We start from the raw sequence: 20,902 nt of genomic DNA on the forward strand, positions 1-20,902 counted from the left end.
AGATAGTAATCAATTACTATCTTACAAGGAGTGCTTGTGGACACCCATCCAAAGCATCTGCCGGCCGATGAACGTCGTGCCGTAACTGTCGAGTCCGTCGTGGCGCTTGCCGGTTCACAAAACCCAAGCGAGATAACCACTGCGGCTATCGCTAAACACATGAACTTGACCCAGGGAGCGTTGTTTCGGCACTTCCCGAACAAGGAAGCCATTTGGCAGGCGGTCATGGAGTGGGTAGCAGAGCGCCTATTAGCCAGAATCGATCGATCCGCACAAGGAATCGAGTCGCCCTTGGCAGCCATGGAGGCGATGTTCATGAGTCATATCGAATTCGTAGCTGAGCACCCAGGCGTGCCAAGAATGATGTTTGGTGAGCTTCAGCGTGCCGAATCGACACCGGCCAAGCGCATGGTGCAAACCTTGATTCAGCGCTACGGCGAACGTTTGCATCGTCTCATCGAGAAAGGCAAGGCCAGCGGCGAGTTGTCTCCCTCGCTTGACAACGAGGCGGCGGCAACGCTGTTCATTGGCACGATCCAGGGCTTGGTCATGCAATCGCTGCTGGCGGGTGATGTGGGACGTATGCACCGCGATGCGCCGCGCGTCTTTGCAATTTATCGGCGTGGCATAAGGAGTGCGCAATGAAAAAGTTACCCTTGCAAGGCCGCACCCTGGCGCTGCTTGCCGTCATCATTCCTTTGTTGGTGCTTTTTATTTATGTCGGTCTGCGATCAGGGCCGCTCGCCCCGGTCGCTGTGACGGTGGCAAGTGTGGAATCACGGGCTATCACACCGGCGCTGTTCGGCATCGGTACGGTGGAGGCGCGCTACACCTACAAGATCGGGCCGACGTTTGCCGGGCGCGTCAAACGCCTGGAGGTGCATGTAGGCGACCAGGTCAAGGCCGGACAGGTGCTCGGCGAGATGGATCCGGTCGACCTCGATGATCGGGTGCGCTCACAGGAGTCGGCATTCAAGCGTGCGGAAGCGGCTTTGCGCGAGGCAGAAGCCCGGCAAGCCTACGCGCAAACCCAGGCGCGCCGCTATGAGCAATTGTTTGCGGTGCGCTCGACCAGCGAGGAAATCGTCACCACCAAGCGGCAGGAACTGCAGATCGCCGATGCCGCCCTATCCGCCGCTCGGGAAGATGTTGCCCGGGCACGCTCCGACCGCGAAGGACTCGTCGCGCAGCGGAGCAATCTGCGCCTGATCGCGCCGGCCGACGGTGTAGTCGCCGTGCGCGATGCCGATCCCGGCACGACCATCGTCGCGGGCCAGGCCGTGGTGGAAGTGATCGACACCAAGAGTTTGTGGATCAATGTGCGCTTCGACCAGATCAGCGCATCGGGGCTGGCTGGGGGGTTGCCGGCTCACATCGTCCTGCGTTCGCGTGGTGGCCAGACCTTGAAAGGTCGCGTGCTGCGGGTGGAACCCAAGGCCGACGCGGTAACCGAGGAAACGCTTGCCAAGGTGACATTCGATAACAAACCAGAACCTTTGCCACCGGTGGGTGAACTGGCCGAAGTCACAGTTGACTTGCCGGCGCTCCCGGCCGCTCCACTGATCCCCAACGCTGCCGTCCAGCGTGAGGGCGACAAAATTGGTGTCTGGCAAATCGTGGATGGTGATCTGCATTTCTCCCCGGTCAAGCTCGGTGCTTCCGACCTCAATGGTTACGTGCAGGTGCGCGAAGGGCTCAAGAATGGGGACCAGATTGTGACCTATAGCGAAAAGGCACTGACGGCGCGCAGCCGCATCCATGTGGTCGACCATATCCCAGGAGTGTCACGATGATCAGCCTTGCCGGCCGCGACATTCTCCATGCCTGGGGAAAGTTCGTCTTCACTGGCATCGGGCTGGGTCTGCTGATCGGCGTCACCCTGGTCATGGCCGGGGTGTACCGGGGCATGGTGGACGACGGCAAGGCGCTGCTCGACAACAGTGGTGCCGACCTTTGGGTGGTGCAAAAGGATACTCTGGGTCCTTATGCGGAGTCGTCAAGCCTCAACGATGACGTGTATCGCGCCATCCTCGCCATGCCGGGAGTCGCCCAGGCAGCGAACGTGACCTACCTGACCATGCAGGTACGCAAGGGCGAGAGTGATGTACGCACCATGGTGGTCGGCATCGCGCCCGGCGCGTTGGGGGCTACACCCGGATGGCCTCCTTATCTCGTCGCTGGACGCCAGATCACGCGCGGTCACTACGAGGCTGTGGCCGACATCGCCACCGGCTTCAAACTGGGAGATCGTCTTGCCATTCGCCGAAATCATTACACCGTCGTGGGGCTGACACGGCGCATGGTGTCGCCCAGCGGCGACCCGATGGTATTCATTCCGCTCAAGGATGCCCAAGAGGCTCAGTTCCTCAAGGACAACGATGCGATTTGGCAAAGCCGGCGTCGCACCGAAGCCAACCCGGCCTTCAATCGACCCGGTGTTCCAGGTTTGCTGGATGCCGTGATTGCTTCACAGAGCAGCAACGCGTTCGTCAATGCCGTACTGGTCACACTGAAACCTGGCCATGCGCCGGACGAGGTTGCCGAATCCATCCGGCGCTGGAAGCGTTTGACGGTCTACACCCGGGCACAGATGGAAGACATCCTCGTCGGCAAGTTGATCGCCACCTCGGCCAAGCAGATCGGCATGTTCTTAGTGATTCTGGCCATCGTTAGCGCGGCCATCGTTGCCTTCATCATCTATTCGCTGACGATGGACAAAATCCGCGAGATCGCGGTGTTGAAGCTGATCGGCACACGCAACCGAACCATCGCCGCGATGATCATGCAGCAGGCGATCGCCCTGGGCGTGATTGGTTTCGTGGTCGGCAAGATCACAGCCACTTTCTCAGCGCCGCTGTTTCCCAAGTACGTACTGCTGATGCCGTTCGACTCCATCGCCGGTTTTTTCGCCGTGCTCGTGATCTGCGTTCTAGCCAGCATCGTCGCCATTCGCATGGCACTCAAGGTCGATCCGGCCGAAGCCATTGGAGGTTGAGATGAGTGGTAAAGGCATCCACATCGAAAGTTTGAGCAAGCGGTATGGCGATGGTGACACCGCTGTCTTTGCCTTGAAAGACGTGAATATGCATGTTGCGCCAGGTGAAGTGGTGGGGCTGATCGGCCCTTCCGGGTCCGGCAAGAGCACGCTGCTCAAATGTCTGGGTGCGGTGATCGAACCGACCGCTGGTCGCATGACGCTGGGCGATGAAGTGATCTACGACGATGGCTGGAAAGTCCGCGACTTGCGCGCCTTGCGGCGCGACAAGATCGGTTTCGTTTTCCAAGCACCATACCTGATTCCGTTTCTCGATGTCACCGACAACGTGGCGCTGTTGCCGATGCTTGCAGGCGTCGCGAATGGAGAGTCGCGCGCGAAGGCACTGGAATTGCTCACGGCGCTTGATGTGCAACACCGAGCTCGCGCAATGCCCTCTCAACTCTCCGGTGGCGAGCAGCAACGGGTTGCCATCGCGCGCGGATTGGTCAATCGCCCGCCAGTGATCCTGGCCGATGAACCCACTGCGCCGCTGGATTCCGAGCGCGCCATGGCTGTAATCCGCATCCTCAACGACATGGCCCGCAAGTTCGAGACCGCCATCATCGTCGTCACCCATGACGAAAAGATCATCCCGACCTTCAAGCGCATCTACCACATCCGCGACGGTGTAACCCATGAGGAAGCTGGCGAAGGGCGGGAGTTCGAATGAGAGAACGATTGAATTACAGGAGAATTTCATGACCCACCGCATTTTAAAGTCCTGTTTCGATTCGTTGAGCCCTGCTCAGGCGCGATGCTTGAGCAGGAGTAAATGGGTTGTTACGGCAATAGGGCCGCGTTCTATCTCCCGGCCTTCTTCGCCTTGGGTCGATAGAAATCCTTGATTCTTTAGGCGGCCACCAACATATCGCCCAGCTTCTATCGCCCATCTATCGACGATAGCGCGCAGGTTGTCCGATAGGCTGCTCATGCCAGCGCCCAGTAGCGCCGCCAGCGCTTGTTACCCTCAAAGCGGACGTCCCCGCGCTCGATCAGCTCTTCCAGCGCGCGCTTGACTTGCTTGGGATGGATTTCGCCGCCGACGCGCTGATGGATGTCGCTGATGGCCGACCTGGGGTAGCGCTGCAGGTCTTCCAGTACCAGCGCGGCCAAGCGGTGCGGCTCAATGCGCTTGAGTGTGGTCTCGCCGGTGAACTGGAGGCTGCGCAGCAAGCTGGGGTCAACAAAATAGCGTGTTGCCTGGGTACGCCCGGCGCTTTGCACCAACTGCCAATCCAGCAGACGCTTGAGCCAGGGCTGCAATGCTTCAACCGATGGCAGCTCAAGCGACGTTGCCAGCTCGCGTGCCGTCAGGGCATCGTGTTGCGCCAACAGGCCCAATGCGATCCGCTCGCGCTGCGTGAGCTGATAGGTCTGGTCCGCTTTCGCAATGAAGTCGATGATCTCGGGCTTGAGAATGCGGCGGCGCACTGTAACCTGCACGCGGTCGTGGGTCTCGATCAACTCGGGAGCCGGGCGGCCTTGCGAGAGCAGCACTTCGAAGATCTTGTCGAAGCCGCTGCCTTCCCGCTCCATCAGCTTCAAGTCATGGAACAGGCGTGCCAGGTGTTCGTTGCGACGTACGGTAGTGTGGAGCACGTTCTGCGGCGAGACGCCCAGCGGTAGCGGTCCAGGGTTGACCACTTCCAGCCGGTCTGGATGCAGGTTCAAGAAGATGTCACCGCGCTGGGTGTAAGGACGGTGTACCAGCGCATCACCTCGGCTGCCACCACATCATGGGTGGCAGCATCCACCGCCAGATGCATCTTGCGCCATTCCCGCCGCCGCTCAGCGCCGTGTTTACGCACCTTCCATTCGCCATCGCCATAGACCTTCAAGCCGGTCGAATCGATGACCACATGCGCCACCGGGCCACGGCTAGGCGGCCGGTAGTTGACGATCACGGTCTTGGCTCGCTTGCTGATGCTGCTGTAATCCGGCGAGACAAGGTCCACCTTCAGCAGGCGGAACAGCGAGTTGACGAATCCTTCCAGCGCTCGCAATGGCAGCTTGAACACCGCCTTTCGCCTTGTCCAGTCTGGGCGATGGCCGCGTGTCCTGGCCTGCCGTGTTGCTGGTCGGCCCGGCGGGCATCGGCAAAACCGAGGCAGCACGCTGGCTTGCCGATCAGTTGTATTTGCCCTTTCGTGTATTCGATATGGCGAGTACGCAATCGAGTTCGCCGCTCGCCGGTTCGGAAGCGTTCTGGAGCAACTCCGAGCCAGGCCAGCTTTTCGAGCTGCTGGCCTACCAGCCACTGGCCAACCCGGTGGTGGTACTCGATGAACTGGACAAGGCCAGTAACGGCCGACCGCAATACGATCCGCTGGCGGCGCTCTATACGCTTCTGGAGCCTCGCAGTGCGCGGGATTTCATCGACCTGTCGATCCGTGATTTCTCCATCGACGCCAGTCATGTCAATTGGATGGCGACCGCGAATGAGCTGGAGGCCATTCCGGGGCCGCTGCGCTCACGGCTGACAGTGCTGCACATTCAAGCACCCAAGCCGGAGCAGGTCAGAAGCATTGCGCAGTCGATCTACAACCGGCTCCGCGACGAGTCGAGCTGGGGCACAGCTTTTGCCGATCGACTGGGTGATGATGTCCTGTCCCGTCTGCAAGCCTTGCCGCCGCGCAGTGTGCGCCTGATTCTGCAGCGGGCCTTGGGCTCGGCAGCTCGTGATGACCGAGGAGTCGTCCAGGTGCAAGACATCAGGCCGCTGGTGGAGATCAGCCACCGTGGTGTTGGCTTTGTCAGCGAGGGATGGAATTGAGGTTGGCGATCCAGGCCGCACCGGCGGCCAGCGCATCGGCCTCGCTGGGATAGGTTGTCGATGGGCCGCTGATGATGCAGGGCTCGGTTTCGCCGTCGCCTTCCACCGTCCACAGCTCCCAGGTTCCGTCATTTTTCCAGCTGGGGATGGCGGTGTAGGGTTTGTCTTTCAGCGCAGCCAGCGCGGCATCCACTTCGGGGCGAATCTGCAACTCACCCGAGTAGATATAAGGTGTCGCGCAGCGGGTATCAGATCGGCTCATGTTCCGTGCTCCAGAAAAGCTCCAGTAGTGCGCTCGCCTGCAAGTAAATACCGGGGTTGCGAGCTTCACTCGGGCCAGCAATGTTGAGAATAGCGATGGTATGGCTAAGCAACCAGTCTTGCCATGCCACCAACAGCTCTTCTGTAGGAGCATGCACATCGCACAGCAGCAGCGGCTTACCATGTCTCGTTGCCAGATCGCGAGTGAGCTGGCTGCCGCCTTCAAGCCTGCCTCGGTAAAGGATCAGCGTGGCGTCAGCGTCCAGCACATTGCGCTTGGTGCGCTGGCGGTAGCCGCTGGATTCGGTCTCCATCAACTGGTAGCGAGCATCCAGTACGCCATCAGCGGCCCGTCGGCCTGCCGGGCACCAGCCGCCGTGCGGAATCTGCCGGGCAATGGCGAAATCCAGCGCCGCCCGGTCTACGCCGGTCTGGCCGCCGGAGAGGATGCGTTGAATGTTCACCCTTGCCCCGTTGCGGCGATCGTGCAAGTCACTTGAACCTCTGCGCCGGGCTGATCTGCCGATAGCTGGCCGATGCGCCTGCGCTGGCTGGCAAGCTTCAGTTGCTTACGCACCTGTTCCAGGCTGCGCTTTTCAATAACCGCTGTATAGCTTGCACCCAGCTCACCATCCGCGTCGATGAACAGCTCGATCCGCTTCACCGGCAAGCCGAATGCCGTGAAGCTGCGTTCCGGCGTCAGCGACCAACTACCGGGAGCATTGGGCGCAATGCCGTCCAGCACGCGCAACGGCAAGGCTTGACGGCATTCCACGGCGGCGATGATGGCCGGCTCGATCTGCAACCAGCGGTTGAGGTCTGGGGTAGTGCCATCCATCAGCACCACCGGCATGGCCGCCAGCAGCAACGCTTTCATCCCTTGATGTTCCTGATCCAGAAGCGGCGGTCATCGACCGTGAAGTTGGGGTCGTAGCCGACCAGGGTCAGCAGCGAACCGACATAGTAAAGGCCGAACTGATTCATCAGCCAGCGCTCCATCGCCGGGTCGCTGGGCAGCTTGCTGTACGGTGGGATCGGTCCATCGCTACGAACCTGACCGGTGGTTTTGCCGGAGATGGAAAAGCTCTTCCAGGTCAGTACGAAGTTATTTGACTGTTTCGGCAGCTCCGGCGCGCAAAGCGACAGATTGCTGAAGCGCTCGGAGCGCTTGGCGTCGTACCAGAGCACTGCGTCAAAGCGAATGCAATCACTGGCTTTGAGCGTGAGGCTACGGGTCAGGGTCATCTGATCCGCCGGAATTTGCAGATTGCTGATCACCACCTTGGGCCACTCCGGGGCGCGACCGTCGGTAGACAGATTCTGGCGCAAGGCGTTATGCAGTGGAGTTCCCAGCAAGCTGTTGCGGTTTGCCGCGCTTGCGGGCGTAGCAACTTGCGACAGACTGGTTCCAATGGAGTGTCCTATTCCGTTCAGGGAGTCCAGCACCCCCTGCATGTCGGTTGTGGCACAACCTGTCAATACAAAAGGCAGAAGCAGCAAGCTCCGGTAGTGTTTCATCGCAGTTCCTCGCGAGGTTATCCGTTGAAGATGGCATTGAGCCGGGCACACCAGGTTTCCGCCGCCCGACGGCTCATGGGAAAACTGAGCACTGGTCGTTGCGGATCGGCGGTTTGCAGCTCGATGGCGAAGTCTTTGGTGCGTACCGTGCGCTCGAAGGTCGGCACGCTCATGCCGCTGGCGTTGACCTGACGGCTGCCGCCGTTCATCTCCATGCTCTCGACCTCGCGCCAGGTCATCCGCCAACCAAGCAGCCAGGAGAAGTCGTGGATTCGCCAGGCTTCATCCACGACTGAACAGACAGCCAGTTTGCGATGCTGCTGGTCAAACACCAGAAAGGCCGGCGCGGGGTAGCCCAAGAGTTGTCCAGCATCGAACGACAGGCCCTGCTGGGCGTTGATCCTGGCGACAAGGGCCTGACAGCGGGCCTGCAGACGCGCCAGAAAGCGGAAGGACAGCATGAAGATCGCCAGCGAAATCAGCAGATAGAGCATCAGCTCACTGGTCAACAGTCCCCAAAGCGATGTCTGTGACAGGCGCGCAGGCCCCACGCCGAACATCGCCAGTACAAGAATCAGCGTAAGAGCAGTGGCAGCAAGACCTGAAAGCCCAGCCACCGGAACTGCCAGCCCCGCAGCCGCCCCCATCCCAGCAGTCTTCCAGACGCTTGCCATACGTCATCACCTCCATGTTGTTACTCATAGAAGTCATTCTATGGCGCTTGAATTAAATTGTCACTTATAGTGCGGGTACCTATCGGGCGTAGCCCTATAGAGGGGGTACTCATAGAGTCATTTCTCTTTAAGAAGAGAGAAATATGGCCCTTGATCCCCGACTACGCTTCGGCTTGAAGCTGATAGAAATCAGAAAGACCAGAGGGTGGTCGCAAGAACGCCTGGCACTGGAAAGTGGCTTGGCGCGCAGCTATCTGGGGGGTGTTGAGCGTGGGCAACGCAACATCGCCTTACTCAACATCTTCAAGCTGGCCGAGGCGCTGGGGGTGGAGCCTTCAGTACTGCTGGAGGCGCCGGCTGCTGGACAGGAGCCTGCACCGTAACATCGTAGCGCTACGTTATCGTAGCGTTACGATGGTCACCGCATGATCGCTCGCGGCAGCTATCGCAGCCATCTGCTTTCAAGAATAAGTAAAGCCCACTACAATGGCGCTTACGCAATTTTTTTCGCGTTAAGGGTCATAAAAGTGACTTTTAATCTCTCGACTCCCGCTGAGATCCTGCATGCGCTGGGTGTTCGTCTGCGCGAGCAGCGGCTTGCCCAATCGCTTACGCAGCGTGAACTGGCGCAAATGGCAGGACTGTCCTTGGGGGCGTTGCGCAAACTCGAAAGCGACGGTCAGTGCTCACTGGAAACGCTGGTCCGTGTCGCGCAGGCACTTGGCTTGCTGGAGGCGCTGGACGATCTCTTCGTGCTCAAACGGCAATCCATCGCCCAGATGGAGCAGGTGGACCTTGTGAGCCGCCGCCAGCGTGCGCCGCGTAAGAGAGCATCATGAAGCTGCTTACCGTGCATTATTGCGGCTGGGGAGAAGACTGGCCGTTGGGACGCCTGGCCGATGATGGTCAATCCCTGCTCTTCGAATATTCTCCCGAAGCTCTGTCTCAGGGCTTGGAACTGTCGCCCTTGCACCTCAAGCTGCGTGCGGATGCCTACGGTGGTTTTCCGATCCATTTGCATCGCCTTCCGGGCCTGATCGCCGACAGTCTGCCTGACGGCTGGGGTTTGCTGCTGATGGATCGGTTGTTCCGTCAACACGGCTTGCGCCATCCCGGGCCACTGGACCGCCTGGCCTTCATTGGTGAGCGCGCCATGGGCGCGTTGCGCTTCGTTCCGGCAAGCGACGCCGGTGCCCGGGAGCCCGACTGGTCCTTGCTGGTGCTGGCCGAGCAAAGCCGTCTCGCGCTCGCGGGCGAGGCGGGGGCAGCCCTGCGCGAGCTCGCGCTCACCGGCGGCTCACCGCAAGGGGCCCGACCCAAGGCCTTGGTGCAGTACGACGCAATGACCGGGCAAGTCAGCACCCGTCCGGATGCGCCCGGCAGCCCCTGGCTGGTCAAGTTTCCGGCGCAGAACGAACACAAGGAGGTTTGCGTCATCGAGCAGCTCTATGCCGAGTTGGCTCGGGATTGCGGACTGGATGTGCCCGCAAGTCGCTGGTTCGACCTTGGCCCCGAACTGGCCGCCTTCGGCGTCGCGCGCTTCGACCGGGAGGGTGGGCAACGCGTCCCGGTACACAGTCTGGCGGGATTGTTGCAGGTGGATTTTCGCCTGCCCGGTGCCACCGACTACACCGCCTTCTTGCGGGCGACCCGTTTCCTGACACGCGACGAGCGCGAAGTGGAGAAAGCCTATGCACGCGCAGTCTTCAATGTGCTCTTTCACAACCAAGATGATCACCCCAAGAACTTCGCCTGGCGTCTCGGGCCTGACCGGCGCTGGCGGCTGGCGCCGGCCTTCGATCTGACCTTCAGTGAAGGCCCGATGGGCCAGCATCACCTGGACGTGTGCGGCGAAGGTGCTGCCATCGAACGCCGGCATTTATTGCGTCTGGCGGAGGAAGGTGGCGTCCCAAGGAAACGGGCGGAGGAGGTCATCGAACGGATGTTGCTGCAGGCAAGCTCATTGGGTGAGCGGTTGGAGCGTGCGCCGATCAGGCAGATGCTGGCGCAACAGATCAAGTCCACCATTGATGCCTGTCGCCGGCGCCTGGAAAGCTGAATCCGAGCCGTCGCAACGGCGCCAGATCACGGTTGAACATACTCAATGCTGAGTTTCTTGAGTACAAACATGAGTATGTTTTTTAATGGAGCAGCATGGTTAACTGTTCATTCAATGACTTGCAGTCACAATCGCTGTTCAACGTCTAATTTTTGCTGGATCTCGGTAGCGCTCAGTAGCGTTTGGTGGACAGGTTGACCCATTTTAAATCAATGGGTTGCGTAAACAATACGGTCTACTGAGCGTTCCTATTGTTCATCGAGGTCTGAAAAATTCGGGGGTAGCGTTGGGGGTACTCGTGTTCAACCGTGGGGGTACATCTCCCCGCAGTGGAGTCCAATGATGCCCGAGAATCTACTCACCGACGCCAAGGTCAGGTCGGCCAAATCGACTGATCGAGATTGGAAACTTTCAGACGGCGGGGGCCTGTTCCTGCTGGTCAAGCCCACCGGCGGCAAGCTTTGGCGGTGGAAGTATCGCCTGCAAGGAAAGGAGAACCTCTTTGCCATTGGCGGCTTTCCTCAAGTAAGCCTTGCGGAGGCGCGTGCGGCCCGTGAGAAGGCACGCGCCTTGGTCAAGCAAGGCATTCATCCTTCCCATGAGCGGCGGCAGGTCAAGGAGCGCAACCTGGAGGCGCTGGAGGAACGCAAGCGCGCTCGTGAAAGCTCGTTCGCCAAGGTGGCGCAGGCGTACCTGGCCGAGATCAAACCGGTCTTCACGCTCAGTTCCTATCGTACGAAAGAGTCCCGCATCAGGAAGTACCTGTCGCCCAAGTTCGATGGGATGCCGATGAGCGACATTGGCGTGAAGCAGATTCGCCCGCTGCTGGAGGAATGCAAAGCCCACGGCGCGTGGGCAGCCATCCACGTCAAGGGCGACCTGTCGGCCATCTTCGAGTTCACGGTGGTGCGGGGGCTGGTCGAGGCAAATCCAATTCCCAGCCTGCGCGGGCTGCTACGCGTGCCGTTCAGCGAGAGCAAGGCGGCGATGACGCGAGAGCAAATCCAGAGGTTCTATCAGGAGTTGCGCGGCTACCGGGGCTATCCGGAAACCTCACTGTGCCTGCGGCTGATTGCGCTGACGGCCTGCCGTCCAGGGGAAGCGGCGGATGCCGAATGGGACGAGTTCGACTTTGAGGATGCACTGTGGCGTCGGCCTGCGGCGAAGATGAAGGCGCGGCGTGACCATGTCAGCCCGTTGTCGGTACAGGCCATTACCGTGCTGAAGGATTTGCAGTGCATCACGGGCGATGGCCGCTATCTGTTCCCGCACCGGAGCGGCAAGGGCTTCACTACGCCCAACCGACTCACCTATGCCATGCGTGACATGAACCTGGGCCGGGGTACGACGCCGCATTGCTGGCGGACGACCTTTTCGACCTGGGCCAATGAGAACGGATACCGGCCTGATGCAATCGAGCGGCAGCTTGCTCACGTGGAAAGCAACAAGGTGCGGGCGACTTACAACAAGGCGCTGCTGCTGGATCAGAGAAGGACGCTGTTGCAGGACTGGGCGGGCTATCTGAGTGCGGCGGAGGACAGCGGTACTGCATAGGGACGATTTGGCCGGGTGTTGCAGAACGAATGGACGGGGACGGCCTTTTCCTTTACTGGATAGGGCCCGTTGTCCCCTGAGGGCCGTTCCCTTGCCGTTTGCCTTTGCCGAAAGATGGGCGCAGGGAATGGGGTAGTCACTTTGGGGTATTGAGGTAATTTTTATTGGATTACCCCATTTTGTGTCGCCGTATCAAGGTTCCCCTGGTTGTTCGGCAATGTTTATCAGTGGATGATATTATTGTAAGTCGACGTGTCTTTGGATTTATGCGCATGAAACGCTGCATTGTGGGTGTTCGACAACTGGATCGCCCGCCCCAGCAGGGCGGCGAGGTTCCCAGCATCTGGTTCCCATCCTTGGCGTCGCTGGCCGCCGTGCTATCGGATGACAACCGCCGTCTGCTGCACCTAATTCATAACAAGCAGCCTAAGTCTTTGACGGAGCTGGCTGAACTCAGCGGCCGCAAGGTGCCAAACCTGTCTCGCACTCTGAAGACGATGGCCAATTACGGACTGGTTTCACTGCAACGCAATGTTCGCGATGTTCAGCCGACTGCGTTAGCAACCGAATTTCTGGTTGTGTTGGATTGAGGGTCATGGACGAAGAGGATGACGTCGCTACACAGCTACAAGATCGCGCGTCGAGCACCGAACGACAGGCAGGAACAATGGGGAAAGGCCGCATGGAAGGAACTACATCCTATGAATAAGCAGGCGCTCAGCGAACGCGACATCTGCACCAAGTTCATCACGCCGGCTCTGGAAAAATCCGGATGGGATGTTCTGGCCCAGGTGCGCGAGGAGTTCCTGCTGACCAAGGGGCGCATCATTGTGCGCGGCAAACTGCACACACGTGGTCAGCACAAGCGCGCCGACTATGTGCTGTTCCACAAGCCCAACCTGCCCATTGCTGTCATCGAAGCAAAGGACAACAAGCATGCCATCGGTTCGGGCATGCAACAGGCCCTCGGCTATGCCGAAATGCTGCAAGTGCCTTTCGTATTCAGCAGCAATGGAGATGGCTTCCTGTTCCACAACAAGATCGCCAAGGACGGTGTGATCGAGCGCGAACTGAGCCTGGATGAGTTCCCCAGTGCCGATACGCTGTGGCAATGGTGGGCAGAGCATCAGGGGTTGAGCACGCAGCAACAGGCCCTGGTAGCCCAGGACTACTACAGCGATGGCAGCAACAAGACGCCCCGTTACTATCAATTGCTCGCCATCAACAAGACCATCGAGGCGATAGCCAAAGAGCAGAAGCGCATTCTGCTGGTGATGGCCACGGGCACAGGCAAGACCTATACCGCCTTCCAGATCATCTGGCGGTTGTGGAGGTCGCGTGCCAAGAAACGCATTCTGTTCCTGGCGGACCGCAACATCCTGGTCGATCAGACCATGACCAACGACTTCAAGCCGTTCGGCGCTGCGATGACCAAGATCCAAAAGCGGCAGGCCAACAAGTCCTATGAAATCTACCTGTCGCTTTACCAGGCCGTCACCGGTAACGAAGAAGAACGGAACATCTACAAGCAGTTCAGCCCGGAGTTCTTCGATCTGATCGTGATCGACGAATGCCACCGAGGCAGCGCCGCCGAAGATTCGGCCTGGCGCGAGATCCTGACGTATTTCCATTCCGCCACCCAGATCGGCCTGACCGCTACGCCCAAGGAAACCAGGGACGTTTCCAACATCGACTACTTCGGCGAGCCCATCTACACCTACTCGCTACGCCAGGGCATCGACGATGGCTTTCTCGCCCCCTACAAGGTAGTGCGCATCGACCTGGACAAAGACCTGACCGGCTGGCGTCCCGACAAGGGCATGCTCGACAAGCACGGCAACGAGATCGAAGACCGGATCTATAACCAGCGTGATTTTGACAAGACGCTGGTACTGGAACAGCGCACGCACATGGTGGCGCGCAAGATCAGCGAATACCTGAAGGCCAGCAACCGCTTCGACAAGACCATCGTCTTCTGCGACAACATCGACCATGCCGAACGCATGCGCCAGGCGCTGGTCAACGAAAACGCCGACCTGGTGGCACAGAACCATCGCTACGTCGTACGCATCACTGGCGACAATGAAGAAGGCAAGATGGAGTTGGATAACTTCATCTTCCCGGAAAGCAAATACCCAGTCATCGCCACCACGTCCAAGCTGATGACCACGGGCGTCGATGCCCAGACCTGCAAGCTCATCGTGCTGGATCAGCGCATCCAGTCGATGACCGAATTCAAGCAGATCATCGGTCGCGGAACGCGCATCAACGAGGACTTCGACAAGTACTGGTTCACCATCCTTGATTTCAAGAAGGCGACCGAGCTGTTCGCCGATCCGGCTTTCGATGGCGATCCTGTGCAGATTTATGAGCCAGGCCCAGGCGAGCCACCGCTTCCTCCAGATGAAGAAGATGGGGAGGTGTCGCCTGACGATGAATTCACCTATCCCACGCCGGACGACAACCCCACGCCCCCCGGTGGCGTAGCCGAACCGCTGCCAGGTGAGGAAGGCAGCAACGTGCGCCGTTACGTTGTCGCCAACGTCGAGGTCAAGGTGGTGGCCGAGCGGGTGCAGTATTTCGACGCCAACGGCAAACTGATCACCGAGTCTCTGAAAGACTACACCCGCAACACCATGGCCAAGGAATTCGCGTCGCTCGACGATTTCCTGCGCCATTGGAGCAAGGCCGAGAAGAAGCAGGCCATCATCGACGAGTTGGCTCATCAAGGCATCTTCTTCGAGGCTTTGGCCGACGAGGTAGACAAGCAAGCCGGCAAGGATTTCGACCCCTTCGATCTGCTGTGCCACGTGGCCTGGGATCAACCCCCACTCACGCGCAAGGAGCGGGCCGAACAGGTCAAGAAGCGCCATTACTTCGCCAAGTACGGCGAGCAAGCGCAAAAGGTGCTTGAAGCCCTGCTCGACAAGTATGCCGATGAAGGCGTGGCATCCATCGAGGAAACGCAGATCCTCGCCATCGCCCCCTTCAACCGCCTGGGCACACCGATCGAACTGGTGCGTGCCTTTGGCGGCAAGACCCAATACCAACAGGCCGTGGGCGAGCTCGAGCGTGAGCTCTACCGTGCCTGACCAGAACTAGACCCAGGAAGTATTCATGTCACTCACAACCCTCATCAAAGCCATACAGGACATCATGCGCAAGGATGTCGGCGTCGATGGCGACGCACAGCGCATCAGCCAGATCTGCTGGCTGTTGTTCCTGAAGATCTTCGACGACAAGGAACAGGAGTGGGAACTGACCCAGTCCAGCTACCGTTCGCCGCTGCAAAGCCGCTTTCGCTGGAGCAACTGGGCCAAGGATCCGGAAGGCATGACCGGCGAAGAGCTGATCGACTTCGTCAACAACGACCTGTTTCCCTCCTTGAAACAGCTTGCCACCAAGGCGGGCGTGTCCGCGCAGGGCCGGGTGATCGGCTCGGTGTTCGAAGATGCCTACAACTACATGAAGTCCGGCACGCTGCTGCGCCAGGTTATCAACACCATTGAAGAAGACGTGGATTTCAACTCGTCCAGCGACCGGCACCTGTTCAACGATATCTACGAGAGAATCCTTGCCGACCTGCAGTCGGCTGGCAACGCGGGCGAGTACTACACCCCGCGTGCGGTCACGCAATTCATGGTCGATATCCTCGACCCGAAACTCGGCGAAAGCATCCTCGACCCAGCCTGCGGCACGGGCGGCTTCCTGACCTGCGCCATCGAGCACCTCAAGAAGCAGGTCAAGACGCCAGATGACAACCGGCTGCTGCAAGAAAGTATCCACGGTGTCGAGAAGAAGCCCCTGCCGCACATGCTGGCCATGACCAACATGATGCTGCACGGCATCGACGTGCCCACCCGCATCCGCCACGACAACACGCTTTCCCGCCCCTTCAAGGACTATGGCCCCCGCGACCGGGTGGACATCATCATCACCAACCCACCCTTCGGTGGCATGGAAGAGGATGGTATCGAGAAGAATTTCCTCGCCAAGCACCAGACCCGCGAGACCGCCGACCTGTTTATGGCGCTGATCATGCACCTGCTCAGGCACGACACCGGCCGCGCCGCCGTGGTGTTGCCGGATGGCTTCCTGTTCGGCGAGGGGGTGAAAACCACGCTCAAGCGCGAACTGCTGGAAGAGTTCAACCTGCACACCATCGTGCGCCTGCCCAAAGGCGTGTTCGCCCCCTACACCAGCATCGCCACCAACATCCTGTTCTTCGAGAAGGGCGGCCCCACTAGGGATGTATGGTTCTTCGAGCATCCCTACCCGGCAGGTTACAAGAGCTATTCCCGCTCCAAGCCGTTGACCATTGAGGAATTCGATCTTGAGAAAACCTGGTGGGACGGCCCGCAGCGTAAGGGGCGCAAGACCACCGAGCATGCCTGGAAGGTCTCTGCCAAGGATCTGGCTGCTCGCAACTACAACCTGGACTGCAAGAACCCGCACGAGGTGGCTGTCGAACTGGGTGATCCGGACGAACTGATGGCCGAATACCAGGACATCACCCGCCAGTTGCAGGCCGCCCAGCAAGCGCTGAAAACCGAACTGCTGGCCGCGCTCAAGGCCACCAGCGGGGTAGCGGAATGAGCGACAAGCCCGTCTCCCTCGTTCCAGCTCCGGAAGGCTACGCCAACTGGTTGGGCGAGCTGAAGAACCGCATCCACAGTGCCCAGCAACGGGCCGCGCTGGCCGTCAACCGCGAGCTGGTGCAGCTCTACTGGCAGATCGGTCGTGACATCCTGCAGCGGCAGGCCGAGCAAGGCTGGGGGGCCAAGGTCATCGAGCGGCTGGCGCACGACCTCAGGACAGCCTTTCCCGAGATGAAGGGCTTCTCCCGCGCCAACCTGATGTACATGCGCTCCTTCGCCGACGCCTGGCCGGACGCGGCAATTGTCCAACAGGCTGTTGGACAATTGCCCTGGGGCCACAACCTGGTGTTGCTCGCCAAGCTGAAGCAGCGAGAGCAACGCCTGGCCTATGCCCAGCGTGCCGTGGAACACGGCTGGTCTCGCGCCACGCTGGAAATCCATATCGAATCCCGCCTGCTGGAGCGGGAAGGCCAGGCAATCACCAACTTCGCCGACCGCCTCCCCGCGCCGGGAACCGATCTGGCCCGGCAAGCCCTCAAGGATCCCTACCTGTTCGACTTCCTGGATGTTGGCCAGGAAGCCAACGAGCGGGAAATCGAGTCAGCGCTGGTCAAGCACATCACCCAGTTCCTGCTCGAACTAGGTGCGGGCTTTGCCTTCGTCGGTCGCCAGGTTCATCTGGAAGTGGGCGGTGACGACTTCTACATCGACCTGTTGTTCTACCACCTCAAGCTGCGCTGCTACGTGGTCATCGAGCTGAAAGCCGAGAAGTTCAAACCGGAACACCTCGGCCAGTTGAGCTTTTACCTCACCGCCGTCGATATGCAGGTCAAGGCCGAACAGGACAACCCCACCATCGGCCTGTTGCTGTGCAAGAGCAAGAACACCGTGGTGGCCGAATACGCATTGCGCGACAAGACCCAGCCCATCGGTGTGGCGGAATACCAATTGATCGAATCCCTGCCTGAAGAACTGCAAACCAGCCTGCCCAGCATCGAACAGATCGAACGCGAACTGGGGGGCGAGCATGAATAATCACGCTGCCGAACTACTGGAAAATCATTTCGATACCGCCTTTGCCGCACCCGATGGCATCAAGAAACTCCGCGAGCTGATCCTGACGCTGGCCATGCAGGGCAAGCTGGTGCCGCAGGATCCGAACGAGCAGCCTGCTAGCGAACTGTTGCAAAAAATCGAAGCCGAGAAACAGCGGCTGGTGAAGGAGGGCGAGATCAAGAAACCCAAGTCCTTGCCACCGATGAGGCAAGAAGAAAAACCTTATGCGCTGCCGAAGGGGTGGGAATGGGTGAGATTGGGAAACATCGGCCTTATCAATCCTCGCAACAACGCAGATGATGATATGTTGGCTGGGTTTGTGCCCATGCCGCTTATCCAGGAGGGTTACTCGGAATTTCACTCCTTTGAGGAGCGACCTTGGGGTGAGATAAAAAAAGGCTATACGCACTTCGCGGATGGCGATGTCGGGATGGCCAAAATTACCCCATGCTTTGAGAATGCGAAGTCTTGTGTATTTTCCAATCTCCCCAGTGGAGTCGGTGCCGGCACAACCGAGCTCCATATATTTCGCAACGCCTTTCACGCAGTTGACCCGCGTTACCTTCTCTTCTTCTTGAAGAACCCAAAATTCATTTCCGCAACAGCGGCAAGAATGACAGGTTCGGCGGGCCAGAAGCGTGTGCCAACGCCTTTGTTTGCGGGATTGGAATTGCCTTTACCTCCTATCTCCGAACAGTACCGCATCGTCGCTAAAATTGACGAACTGATGGCGCGTTGCGATGAACTGGAAAAACAGCGTACTGCGCAACGGGGGGCACGCCTGACCGTTCATGCCGCAGCCATCAAGCAACTGCTGAACATCGCCGAACCAGACCAACACCAGCGCGCCCAGGCCTTCCTCGCCGAACACTTCGGCGAGCTCTACACCGTCAAGGAAAACGTCGTCGAACTTCGCAAGGCCATTCTGCAACTGGCGGTGATGGGCAAACTCGTCCCGCAAGATCCGAACGACCAACCCGCCAGCGAACTGCTGCAAGAAATCGAAGCGGAGAAACAGCGGCTGGTGAAGCAAGGCAAGATCAAGAAGCCGAAGTTTTTGCCACTGGTGACGGAAGAAGAAAAGCCGTACGCGTTGCCGCGGGGGTGGGAGTGGGCAAGGTTAGGAAGCCTTGCATTGTCCAATGACTCAGGATGGAGCCCGCAATGCCTCCCGGGAATGCGCAAAGGCCAAGAATGGGGAGTTCTCAAAGTCAGTGCCGTCTCTTGGGGAAAGTTCAACCCGGATGAGAACAAGGCACTTCCTGCATCGCAGAATCCAAGGCTGGATTGCGAAGTCAAGAGCGGTGATTTTCTCATCTCGCGTGCAAATACAGACGAGCTCGTCGCACGCAGCGTAGTAGTCAATGAGGTACCTCCTCATCTGATGATGAGTGACAAAATAGTGAGATTCACGCTTAGCTGTAGCGTGAATAAGACATTTGTAAACATCGTAAACGGAGTTCCATATTCACGTGCTTATTACATGGAGAACGCATCTGGAACCAGCAGTTCCATGAAGAATGTGAGCCGGGAAACGATGAGTCTACTGCCAGTTCCACTCCCGCCATTGCAGGAGCAGCGTCGCATCGTCGCGAAAATCGATGAGTTGATGGGTTTCTGTGACTTTCTTGAGCAGCAGATCGATGCAGCAACCGGCAAGCAGACCGAATTGCTGAATGCGCTAATGCTCGCCCAATCACGAGACAACACAACGGAAGAGCAGCAGCAAGAGCCGCTTTCAACAGCCCAAGTCATCGATCTGGCAGCCTATCGCGCCAGCATCGGCTGCTATACATTCCGCAAACTCGCCAACGCCCAATACTTCGGTCGAACTGCTGCCGCCAAGGTGATGTACTTGGCTCAAGCTCATATTGGCCTAGTACTGGAGCTGAAGCCCGAGCGTGAAGCGGCCGGGCCACTGGATAAGTGGATTTATGATTTCGAGCGGCAAGGTCAAGACAACCGCTGGTTCGAGGTCAATGAAAAGACCTTGGCCAACGGCAGGAAGAAGACGGAATACCGCTGCTTGCCGGCGTTGTCGGCACCCGCAGCGAAAGCCGAAGCCCTGATGTCACCCGGCCAGAAGACTGAGTTTGACCGCCTGATCTACGCCCTGGCAGACAAGAAGACCGAAGAAGTCGAAATGATCGCCACGCTTTTCGCGGTCTGGAACGATTTTCTGATCGATGGTGTTCAACCGACGGATACGCAGATCATTTCCGATGTTCGCGAAAACTGGCACGAACGCAAAGCACGTTTCACCCCCGCCGAGCTTGGCCGATGGCTTGATTGGCTACGCAGAGAAAACATCATTCCTCGAGGACTGCCACCGAGAACCGTGCAGCAACCAAGATTAAACCTCGATGGATGATTTCTTTTAAACGATTGCGAGAATTAGGCAAAGAGTCGAGTAGATAAGGCATCTACAAATACTCAATGAATTGGTAAGCGAGGGAGGCGATGATTCTGACGGACAACGAAACCAAAGTCGATCTGCTCAATAACGAGGCTATTGCCTCAACGATCATTGAGTTGCTTCGCGCCAGACCTGACCTGTGCTGGGGCAAGAAGGCCTTGGACAAGATCATGAAGTGGGAAGGCCCGATGAAGTTCGGCGACTACCAAGAGGCGGGCATCACCTACACCTACAAGGTCAACAACCTCGCCGACTGGGCCAAGAAGCCCGAGGTGCAGGCCGCCTTCCCTGTCGTGAAGAGCGTCCTTGACGGCGCTGGCAGCAAGGAATCCAAGCACGCGGTCAAGCTGACCTCCCAAGGCTGGGAAGCGAAAGGACTGGACTGATGAGCTACGCGAACGAATGGGCCGCCGCCATTGAACGATCGAAGCGGTTTGGCCTCGAAGTGCCCGGGCACGAAGTGCAACCCGAGCACCGCTATCTCACCGATGCACGGCAAGCCGAATTTCCCTACGTCGTGCAGCGGGGCCTCGGTGATCTCGACTACCCAGACGTGGTGGCACAGTGCATGTCCATTCACTACCGCCTTGTGCCGGTGTTGGAGGCATGGCTAGGGTGCCCGGTTTTATACACCATCGGCTGGGTGGACGACGGCACCGCCACGGGCATGTTCAAGTTCGATGACACCTTCGTCGCTGACAAGCTCCAGAACGGGCACAGAGGCAGCACCGCAAACATCCACGCATGGCTAACGTTGCCCAGCATGGAAGTCATCGACGTGGCTTTGGCCACCACCATCGCGGTCGTGCAGAAACTGCCTCAAGGGCATGGAGCTGTGCTGGCGAAGCACGCTGACGAGCTGCGTGGCATGGCCTACAAGCCAATGCTGGTCGGCCCCGATTTCCTACGCAAGAGTGGCTTGCTTCAGGAGTGGGGCATCTACTCTCTGCAATAGG

Annotated in this window: 22 protein-coding genes and 1 pseudogene; 16 read left to right on the top strand and 7 right to left on the bottom strand. The window is 58.9% G+C overall.

Annotation, left to right across the window (positions count from 1 at the left end; genetic code table 11):
- The first annotated feature begins 36 nt into the window (after positions 1-36).
- From ACNQFN_RS19825 to ACNQFN_RS19840, 4 genes are read left to right on the top strand one after another with little or no spacing between them, the layout of a single operon-like run.
- Complete coding sequence (locus ACNQFN_RS19825) at positions 37-645, top strand: TetR/AcrR family transcriptional regulator (protein WP_004393990.1); 609 nt, start codon at positions 37-39, stop codon at positions 643-645.
- Positions 642-1,793 (top strand): efflux RND transporter periplasmic adaptor subunit, encoded by a 1,152-nt coding sequence (locus ACNQFN_RS19830; RefSeq protein ID WP_418647369.1) that lies wholly within the window; start codon positions 642-644, stop codon positions 1,791-1,793. The genes ACNQFN_RS19825 and ACNQFN_RS19830 overlap by 4 nt, the downstream gene beginning before the upstream one ends.
- The gene (locus ACNQFN_RS19835) at positions 1,790-2,995 is read left to right on the top strand and encodes an ABC transporter permease (protein WP_418647370.1); all 1,206 of its coding nucleotides are present in this window, start codon (positions 1,790-1,792) and stop codon (positions 2,993-2,995) included. The genes ACNQFN_RS19830 and ACNQFN_RS19835 overlap by 4 nt, the downstream gene beginning before the upstream one ends.
- A gap of 1 nt (position 2,996) precedes the next feature.
- Positions 2,997-3,707: an ABC transporter ATP-binding protein gene (locus ACNQFN_RS19840; RefSeq protein WP_011222066.1), complete on the top strand. Its 711-nt coding sequence runs from the start codon at positions 2,997-2,999 to the stop codon at positions 3,705-3,707.
- A gap of 257 nt (positions 3,708-3,964) precedes the next feature.
- Here the strand turns inward: ACNQFN_RS19840 and ACNQFN_RS19845 are convergent, their stop codons facing one another.
- Together ACNQFN_RS19845 and ACNQFN_RS19850 are read right to left on the bottom strand one after the other, a co-directional pair.
- Entirely contained in the window at positions 3,965-4,708 is a 744-nt protein-coding gene (locus tag ACNQFN_RS19845; protein ID WP_418647371.1) for an ATP-binding protein, read from the bottom strand.
- A 44-nt stretch (positions 4,709-4,752) separates the two neighbouring features.
- Positions 4,753-5,061 (bottom strand): annotated as a pseudogene (locus tag ACNQFN_RS19850) (transposase); the annotation flags it as partial.
- A gap of 29 nt (positions 5,062-5,090) precedes the next feature.
- Here ACNQFN_RS19850 and ACNQFN_RS19855 point away from each other — a divergent pair.
- Positions 5,091-5,810, top strand: coding sequence for an AAA family ATPase (locus tag ACNQFN_RS19855; RefSeq protein ID WP_418647372.1), 720 nt, complete (start codon positions 5,091-5,093; stop codon positions 5,808-5,810).
- Here ACNQFN_RS19855 and ACNQFN_RS19860 read toward each other — a convergent pair.
- The 5 genes from ACNQFN_RS19860 to ACNQFN_RS19880 are packed head-to-tail and all read right to left on the bottom strand — an operon-like array spanning position 5,791 to position 8,263.
- Positions 5,791-6,072 (bottom strand): hypothetical protein, encoded by a 282-nt coding sequence (locus ACNQFN_RS19860; protein ID WP_418647373.1) that lies wholly within the window; start codon positions 6,070-6,072, stop codon positions 5,791-5,793. The two genes, ACNQFN_RS19855 and ACNQFN_RS19860, sit on opposite strands and share 20 nt — an antisense overlap.
- The gene (locus ACNQFN_RS19865) at positions 6,059-6,535 is read right to left on the bottom strand and encodes a putative molybdenum carrier protein (protein ID WP_418647374.1); all 477 of its coding nucleotides are present in this window, start codon (positions 6,533-6,535) and stop codon (positions 6,059-6,061) included. Before ACNQFN_RS19865 ends, ACNQFN_RS19860 begins: the two co-directional genes overlap by 14 nt.
- Positions 6,532-6,948 (bottom strand): hypothetical protein, encoded by a 417-nt coding sequence (locus ACNQFN_RS19870; RefSeq protein ID WP_418647375.1) that lies wholly within the window; start codon positions 6,946-6,948, stop codon positions 6,532-6,534. Before ACNQFN_RS19870 ends, ACNQFN_RS19865 begins: the two co-directional genes overlap by 4 nt.
- Positions 6,945-7,589, bottom strand: a complete 645-nt coding sequence (locus ACNQFN_RS19875) for a hypothetical protein (protein WP_418647376.1) — start codon at positions 7,587-7,589, stop codon at positions 6,945-6,947. The genes ACNQFN_RS19870 and ACNQFN_RS19875 overlap by 4 nt, the downstream gene beginning before the upstream one ends.
- Positions 7,590-7,606: 17 nt before the next feature.
- A complete protein-coding gene (locus ACNQFN_RS19880) occupies positions 7,607-8,263 on the bottom strand; it encodes a hypothetical protein (protein ID WP_418647377.1) in 657 nt (218 codons plus the stop codon).
- Positions 8,264-8,406: 143 nt separating this feature from the next.
- Here ACNQFN_RS19880 and ACNQFN_RS19885 point away from each other — a divergent pair, with 143 nt between their 5' ends.
- The 11 genes from ACNQFN_RS19885 (at position 8,407) to ACNQFN_RS19935 (ending at position 20,901) form a co-directional block, all read left to right on the top strand.
- Positions 8,407-8,646, top strand: coding sequence for a helix-turn-helix domain-containing protein (locus tag ACNQFN_RS19885; RefSeq protein ID WP_011806687.1), 240 nt, complete (start codon positions 8,407-8,409; stop codon positions 8,644-8,646).
- 42 nt (positions 8,647-8,688) lie between these two features.
- On the top strand, positions 8,689-9,102 hold the full coding sequence (locus tag ACNQFN_RS19890; protein WP_418647378.1) for a helix-turn-helix domain-containing protein: 414 nt from the start codon (positions 8,689-8,691) through the stop codon (positions 9,100-9,102).
- Positions 9,099-10,322: a type II toxin-antitoxin system HipA family toxin gene (locus ACNQFN_RS19895; protein WP_418647379.1), complete on the top strand. Its 1,224-nt coding sequence runs from the start codon at positions 9,099-9,101 to the stop codon at positions 10,320-10,322. The genes ACNQFN_RS19890 and ACNQFN_RS19895 overlap by 4 nt, the downstream gene beginning before the upstream one ends.
- A gap of 339 nt (positions 10,323-10,661) precedes the next feature.
- Complete coding sequence (locus ACNQFN_RS19900) at positions 10,662-11,876, top strand: tyrosine-type recombinase/integrase (protein WP_418647380.1); 1,215 nt, start codon at positions 10,662-10,664, stop codon at positions 11,874-11,876.
- 272 nt (positions 11,877-12,148) lie between these two features.
- The gene (locus tag ACNQFN_RS19905; RefSeq protein ID WP_088178901.1) at positions 12,149-12,466 is read left to right on the top strand and encodes a MarR family transcriptional regulator; all 318 of its coding nucleotides are present in this window, start codon (positions 12,149-12,151) and stop codon (positions 12,464-12,466) included.
- Positions 12,467-12,577: 111 nt separating this feature from the next.
- Positions 12,578-14,968: an EcoAI/FtnUII family type I restriction enzme subunit R gene (hsdR, locus tag ACNQFN_RS19910; RefSeq protein ID WP_418647381.1), complete on the top strand. Its 2,391-nt coding sequence runs from the start codon at positions 12,578-12,580 to the stop codon at positions 14,966-14,968.
- A gap of 25 nt (positions 14,969-14,993) precedes the next feature.
- Positions 14,994-16,472: a type I restriction-modification system subunit M gene (locus tag ACNQFN_RS19915; protein WP_418647382.1), complete on the top strand. Its 1,479-nt coding sequence runs from the start codon at positions 14,994-14,996 to the stop codon at positions 16,470-16,472.
- The gene (locus tag ACNQFN_RS19920; RefSeq protein ID WP_418647383.1) at positions 16,469-17,509 is read left to right on the top strand and encodes a PDDEXK nuclease domain-containing protein; all 1,041 of its coding nucleotides are present in this window, start codon (positions 16,469-16,471) and stop codon (positions 17,507-17,509) included. Before ACNQFN_RS19915 ends, ACNQFN_RS19920 begins: the two co-directional genes overlap by 4 nt.
- Positions 17,502-19,901, top strand: a complete 2,400-nt coding sequence (locus ACNQFN_RS19925; RefSeq protein ID WP_418647384.1) for a restriction endonuclease subunit S — start codon at positions 17,502-17,504, stop codon at positions 19,899-19,901. Before ACNQFN_RS19920 ends, ACNQFN_RS19925 begins: the two co-directional genes overlap by 8 nt.
- A gap of 89 nt (positions 19,902-19,990) precedes the next feature.
- Positions 19,991-20,332, top strand: a complete 342-nt coding sequence (locus tag ACNQFN_RS19930) for a hypothetical protein (protein WP_083953716.1) — start codon at positions 19,991-19,993, stop codon at positions 20,330-20,332.
- Complete coding sequence (locus tag ACNQFN_RS19935; RefSeq protein ID WP_068638859.1) at positions 20,332-20,901, top strand: hypothetical protein; 570 nt, start codon at positions 20,332-20,334, stop codon at positions 20,899-20,901. The genes ACNQFN_RS19930 and ACNQFN_RS19935 overlap by 1 nt, the downstream gene beginning before the upstream one ends.
- The last annotated feature ends 1 nt before the right edge of the window (position 20,902 follow it).

Origin of the sequence: Thauera butanivorans, from assembly GCF_048398245.1 — a bacterium.
Lineage (GTDB): Bacteria > Pseudomonadota > Gammaproteobacteria > Burkholderiales > Rhodocyclaceae > Thauera > Thauera butanivorans.

Bases quoted from the DNA above. Each gene is read 5' to 3' on its own strand.
- ACNQFN_RS19830 (WP_418647369.1), top strand. From the start codon at position 642: ATGAAAAAGTTACCCTTGCAAGGCCGCACCCTGGCGCTGCTTGCCGTC.
- ACNQFN_RS19835 (WP_418647370.1), top strand. From the start codon at position 1,790: ATGATCAGCCTTGCCGGCCGCGACATTCTCCATGCCTGGGGAAAGTTC.
- ACNQFN_RS19840 (WP_011222066.1), top strand. From the start codon at position 2,997: ATGAGTGGTAAAGGCATCCACATCGAAAGTTTGAGCAAGCGGTATGGC.
- ACNQFN_RS19860 (WP_418647373.1), bottom strand. From the start codon at position 6,072: ATGAGCCGATCTGATACCCGCTGCGCGACACCTTATATCTACTCGGGT.
- ACNQFN_RS19870 (WP_418647375.1), bottom strand. From the start codon at position 6,948: ATGAAAGCGTTGCTGCTGGCGGCCATGCCGGTGGTGCTGATGGATGGC.
- ACNQFN_RS19875 (WP_418647376.1), bottom strand. From the start codon at position 7,589: ATGAAACACTACCGGAGCTTGCTGCTTCTGCCTTTTGTATTGACAGGT.
- ACNQFN_RS19880 (WP_418647377.1), bottom strand. From the start codon at position 8,263: ATGGCAAGCGTCTGGAAGACTGCTGGGATGGGGGCGGCTGCGGGGCTG.
- ACNQFN_RS19885 (WP_011806687.1), top strand. From the start codon at position 8,407: ATGGCCCTTGATCCCCGACTACGCTTCGGCTTGAAGCTGATAGAAATC.
- ACNQFN_RS19890 (WP_418647378.1), top strand. From the start codon at position 8,689: ATGATCGCTCGCGGCAGCTATCGCAGCCATCTGCTTTCAAGAATAAGT.
- ACNQFN_RS19895 (WP_418647379.1), top strand. From the start codon at position 9,099: ATGAAGCTGCTTACCGTGCATTATTGCGGCTGGGGAGAAGACTGGCCG.
- ACNQFN_RS19900 (WP_418647380.1), top strand. From the start codon at position 10,662: ATGATGCCCGAGAATCTACTCACCGACGCCAAGGTCAGGTCGGCCAAA.
- ACNQFN_RS19905 (WP_088178901.1), top strand. From the start codon at position 12,149: ATGAAACGCTGCATTGTGGGTGTTCGACAACTGGATCGCCCGCCCCAG.
- hsdR (WP_418647381.1), top strand. From the start codon at position 12,578: ATGAATAAGCAGGCGCTCAGCGAACGCGACATCTGCACCAAGTTCATC.
- ACNQFN_RS19915 (WP_418647382.1), top strand. From the start codon at position 14,994: ATGTCACTCACAACCCTCATCAAAGCCATACAGGACATCATGCGCAAG.
- ACNQFN_RS19920 (WP_418647383.1), top strand. From the start codon at position 16,469: ATGAGCGACAAGCCCGTCTCCCTCGTTCCAGCTCCGGAAGGCTACGCC.
- ACNQFN_RS19925 (WP_418647384.1), top strand. From the start codon at position 17,502: ATGAATAATCACGCTGCCGAACTACTGGAAAATCATTTCGATACCGCC.
- ACNQFN_RS19930 (WP_083953716.1), top strand. From the start codon at position 19,991: ATGATTCTGACGGACAACGAAACCAAAGTCGATCTGCTCAATAACGAG.
- ACNQFN_RS19935 (WP_068638859.1), top strand. From the start codon at position 20,332: ATGAGCTACGCGAACGAATGGGCCGCCGCCATTGAACGATCGAAGCGG.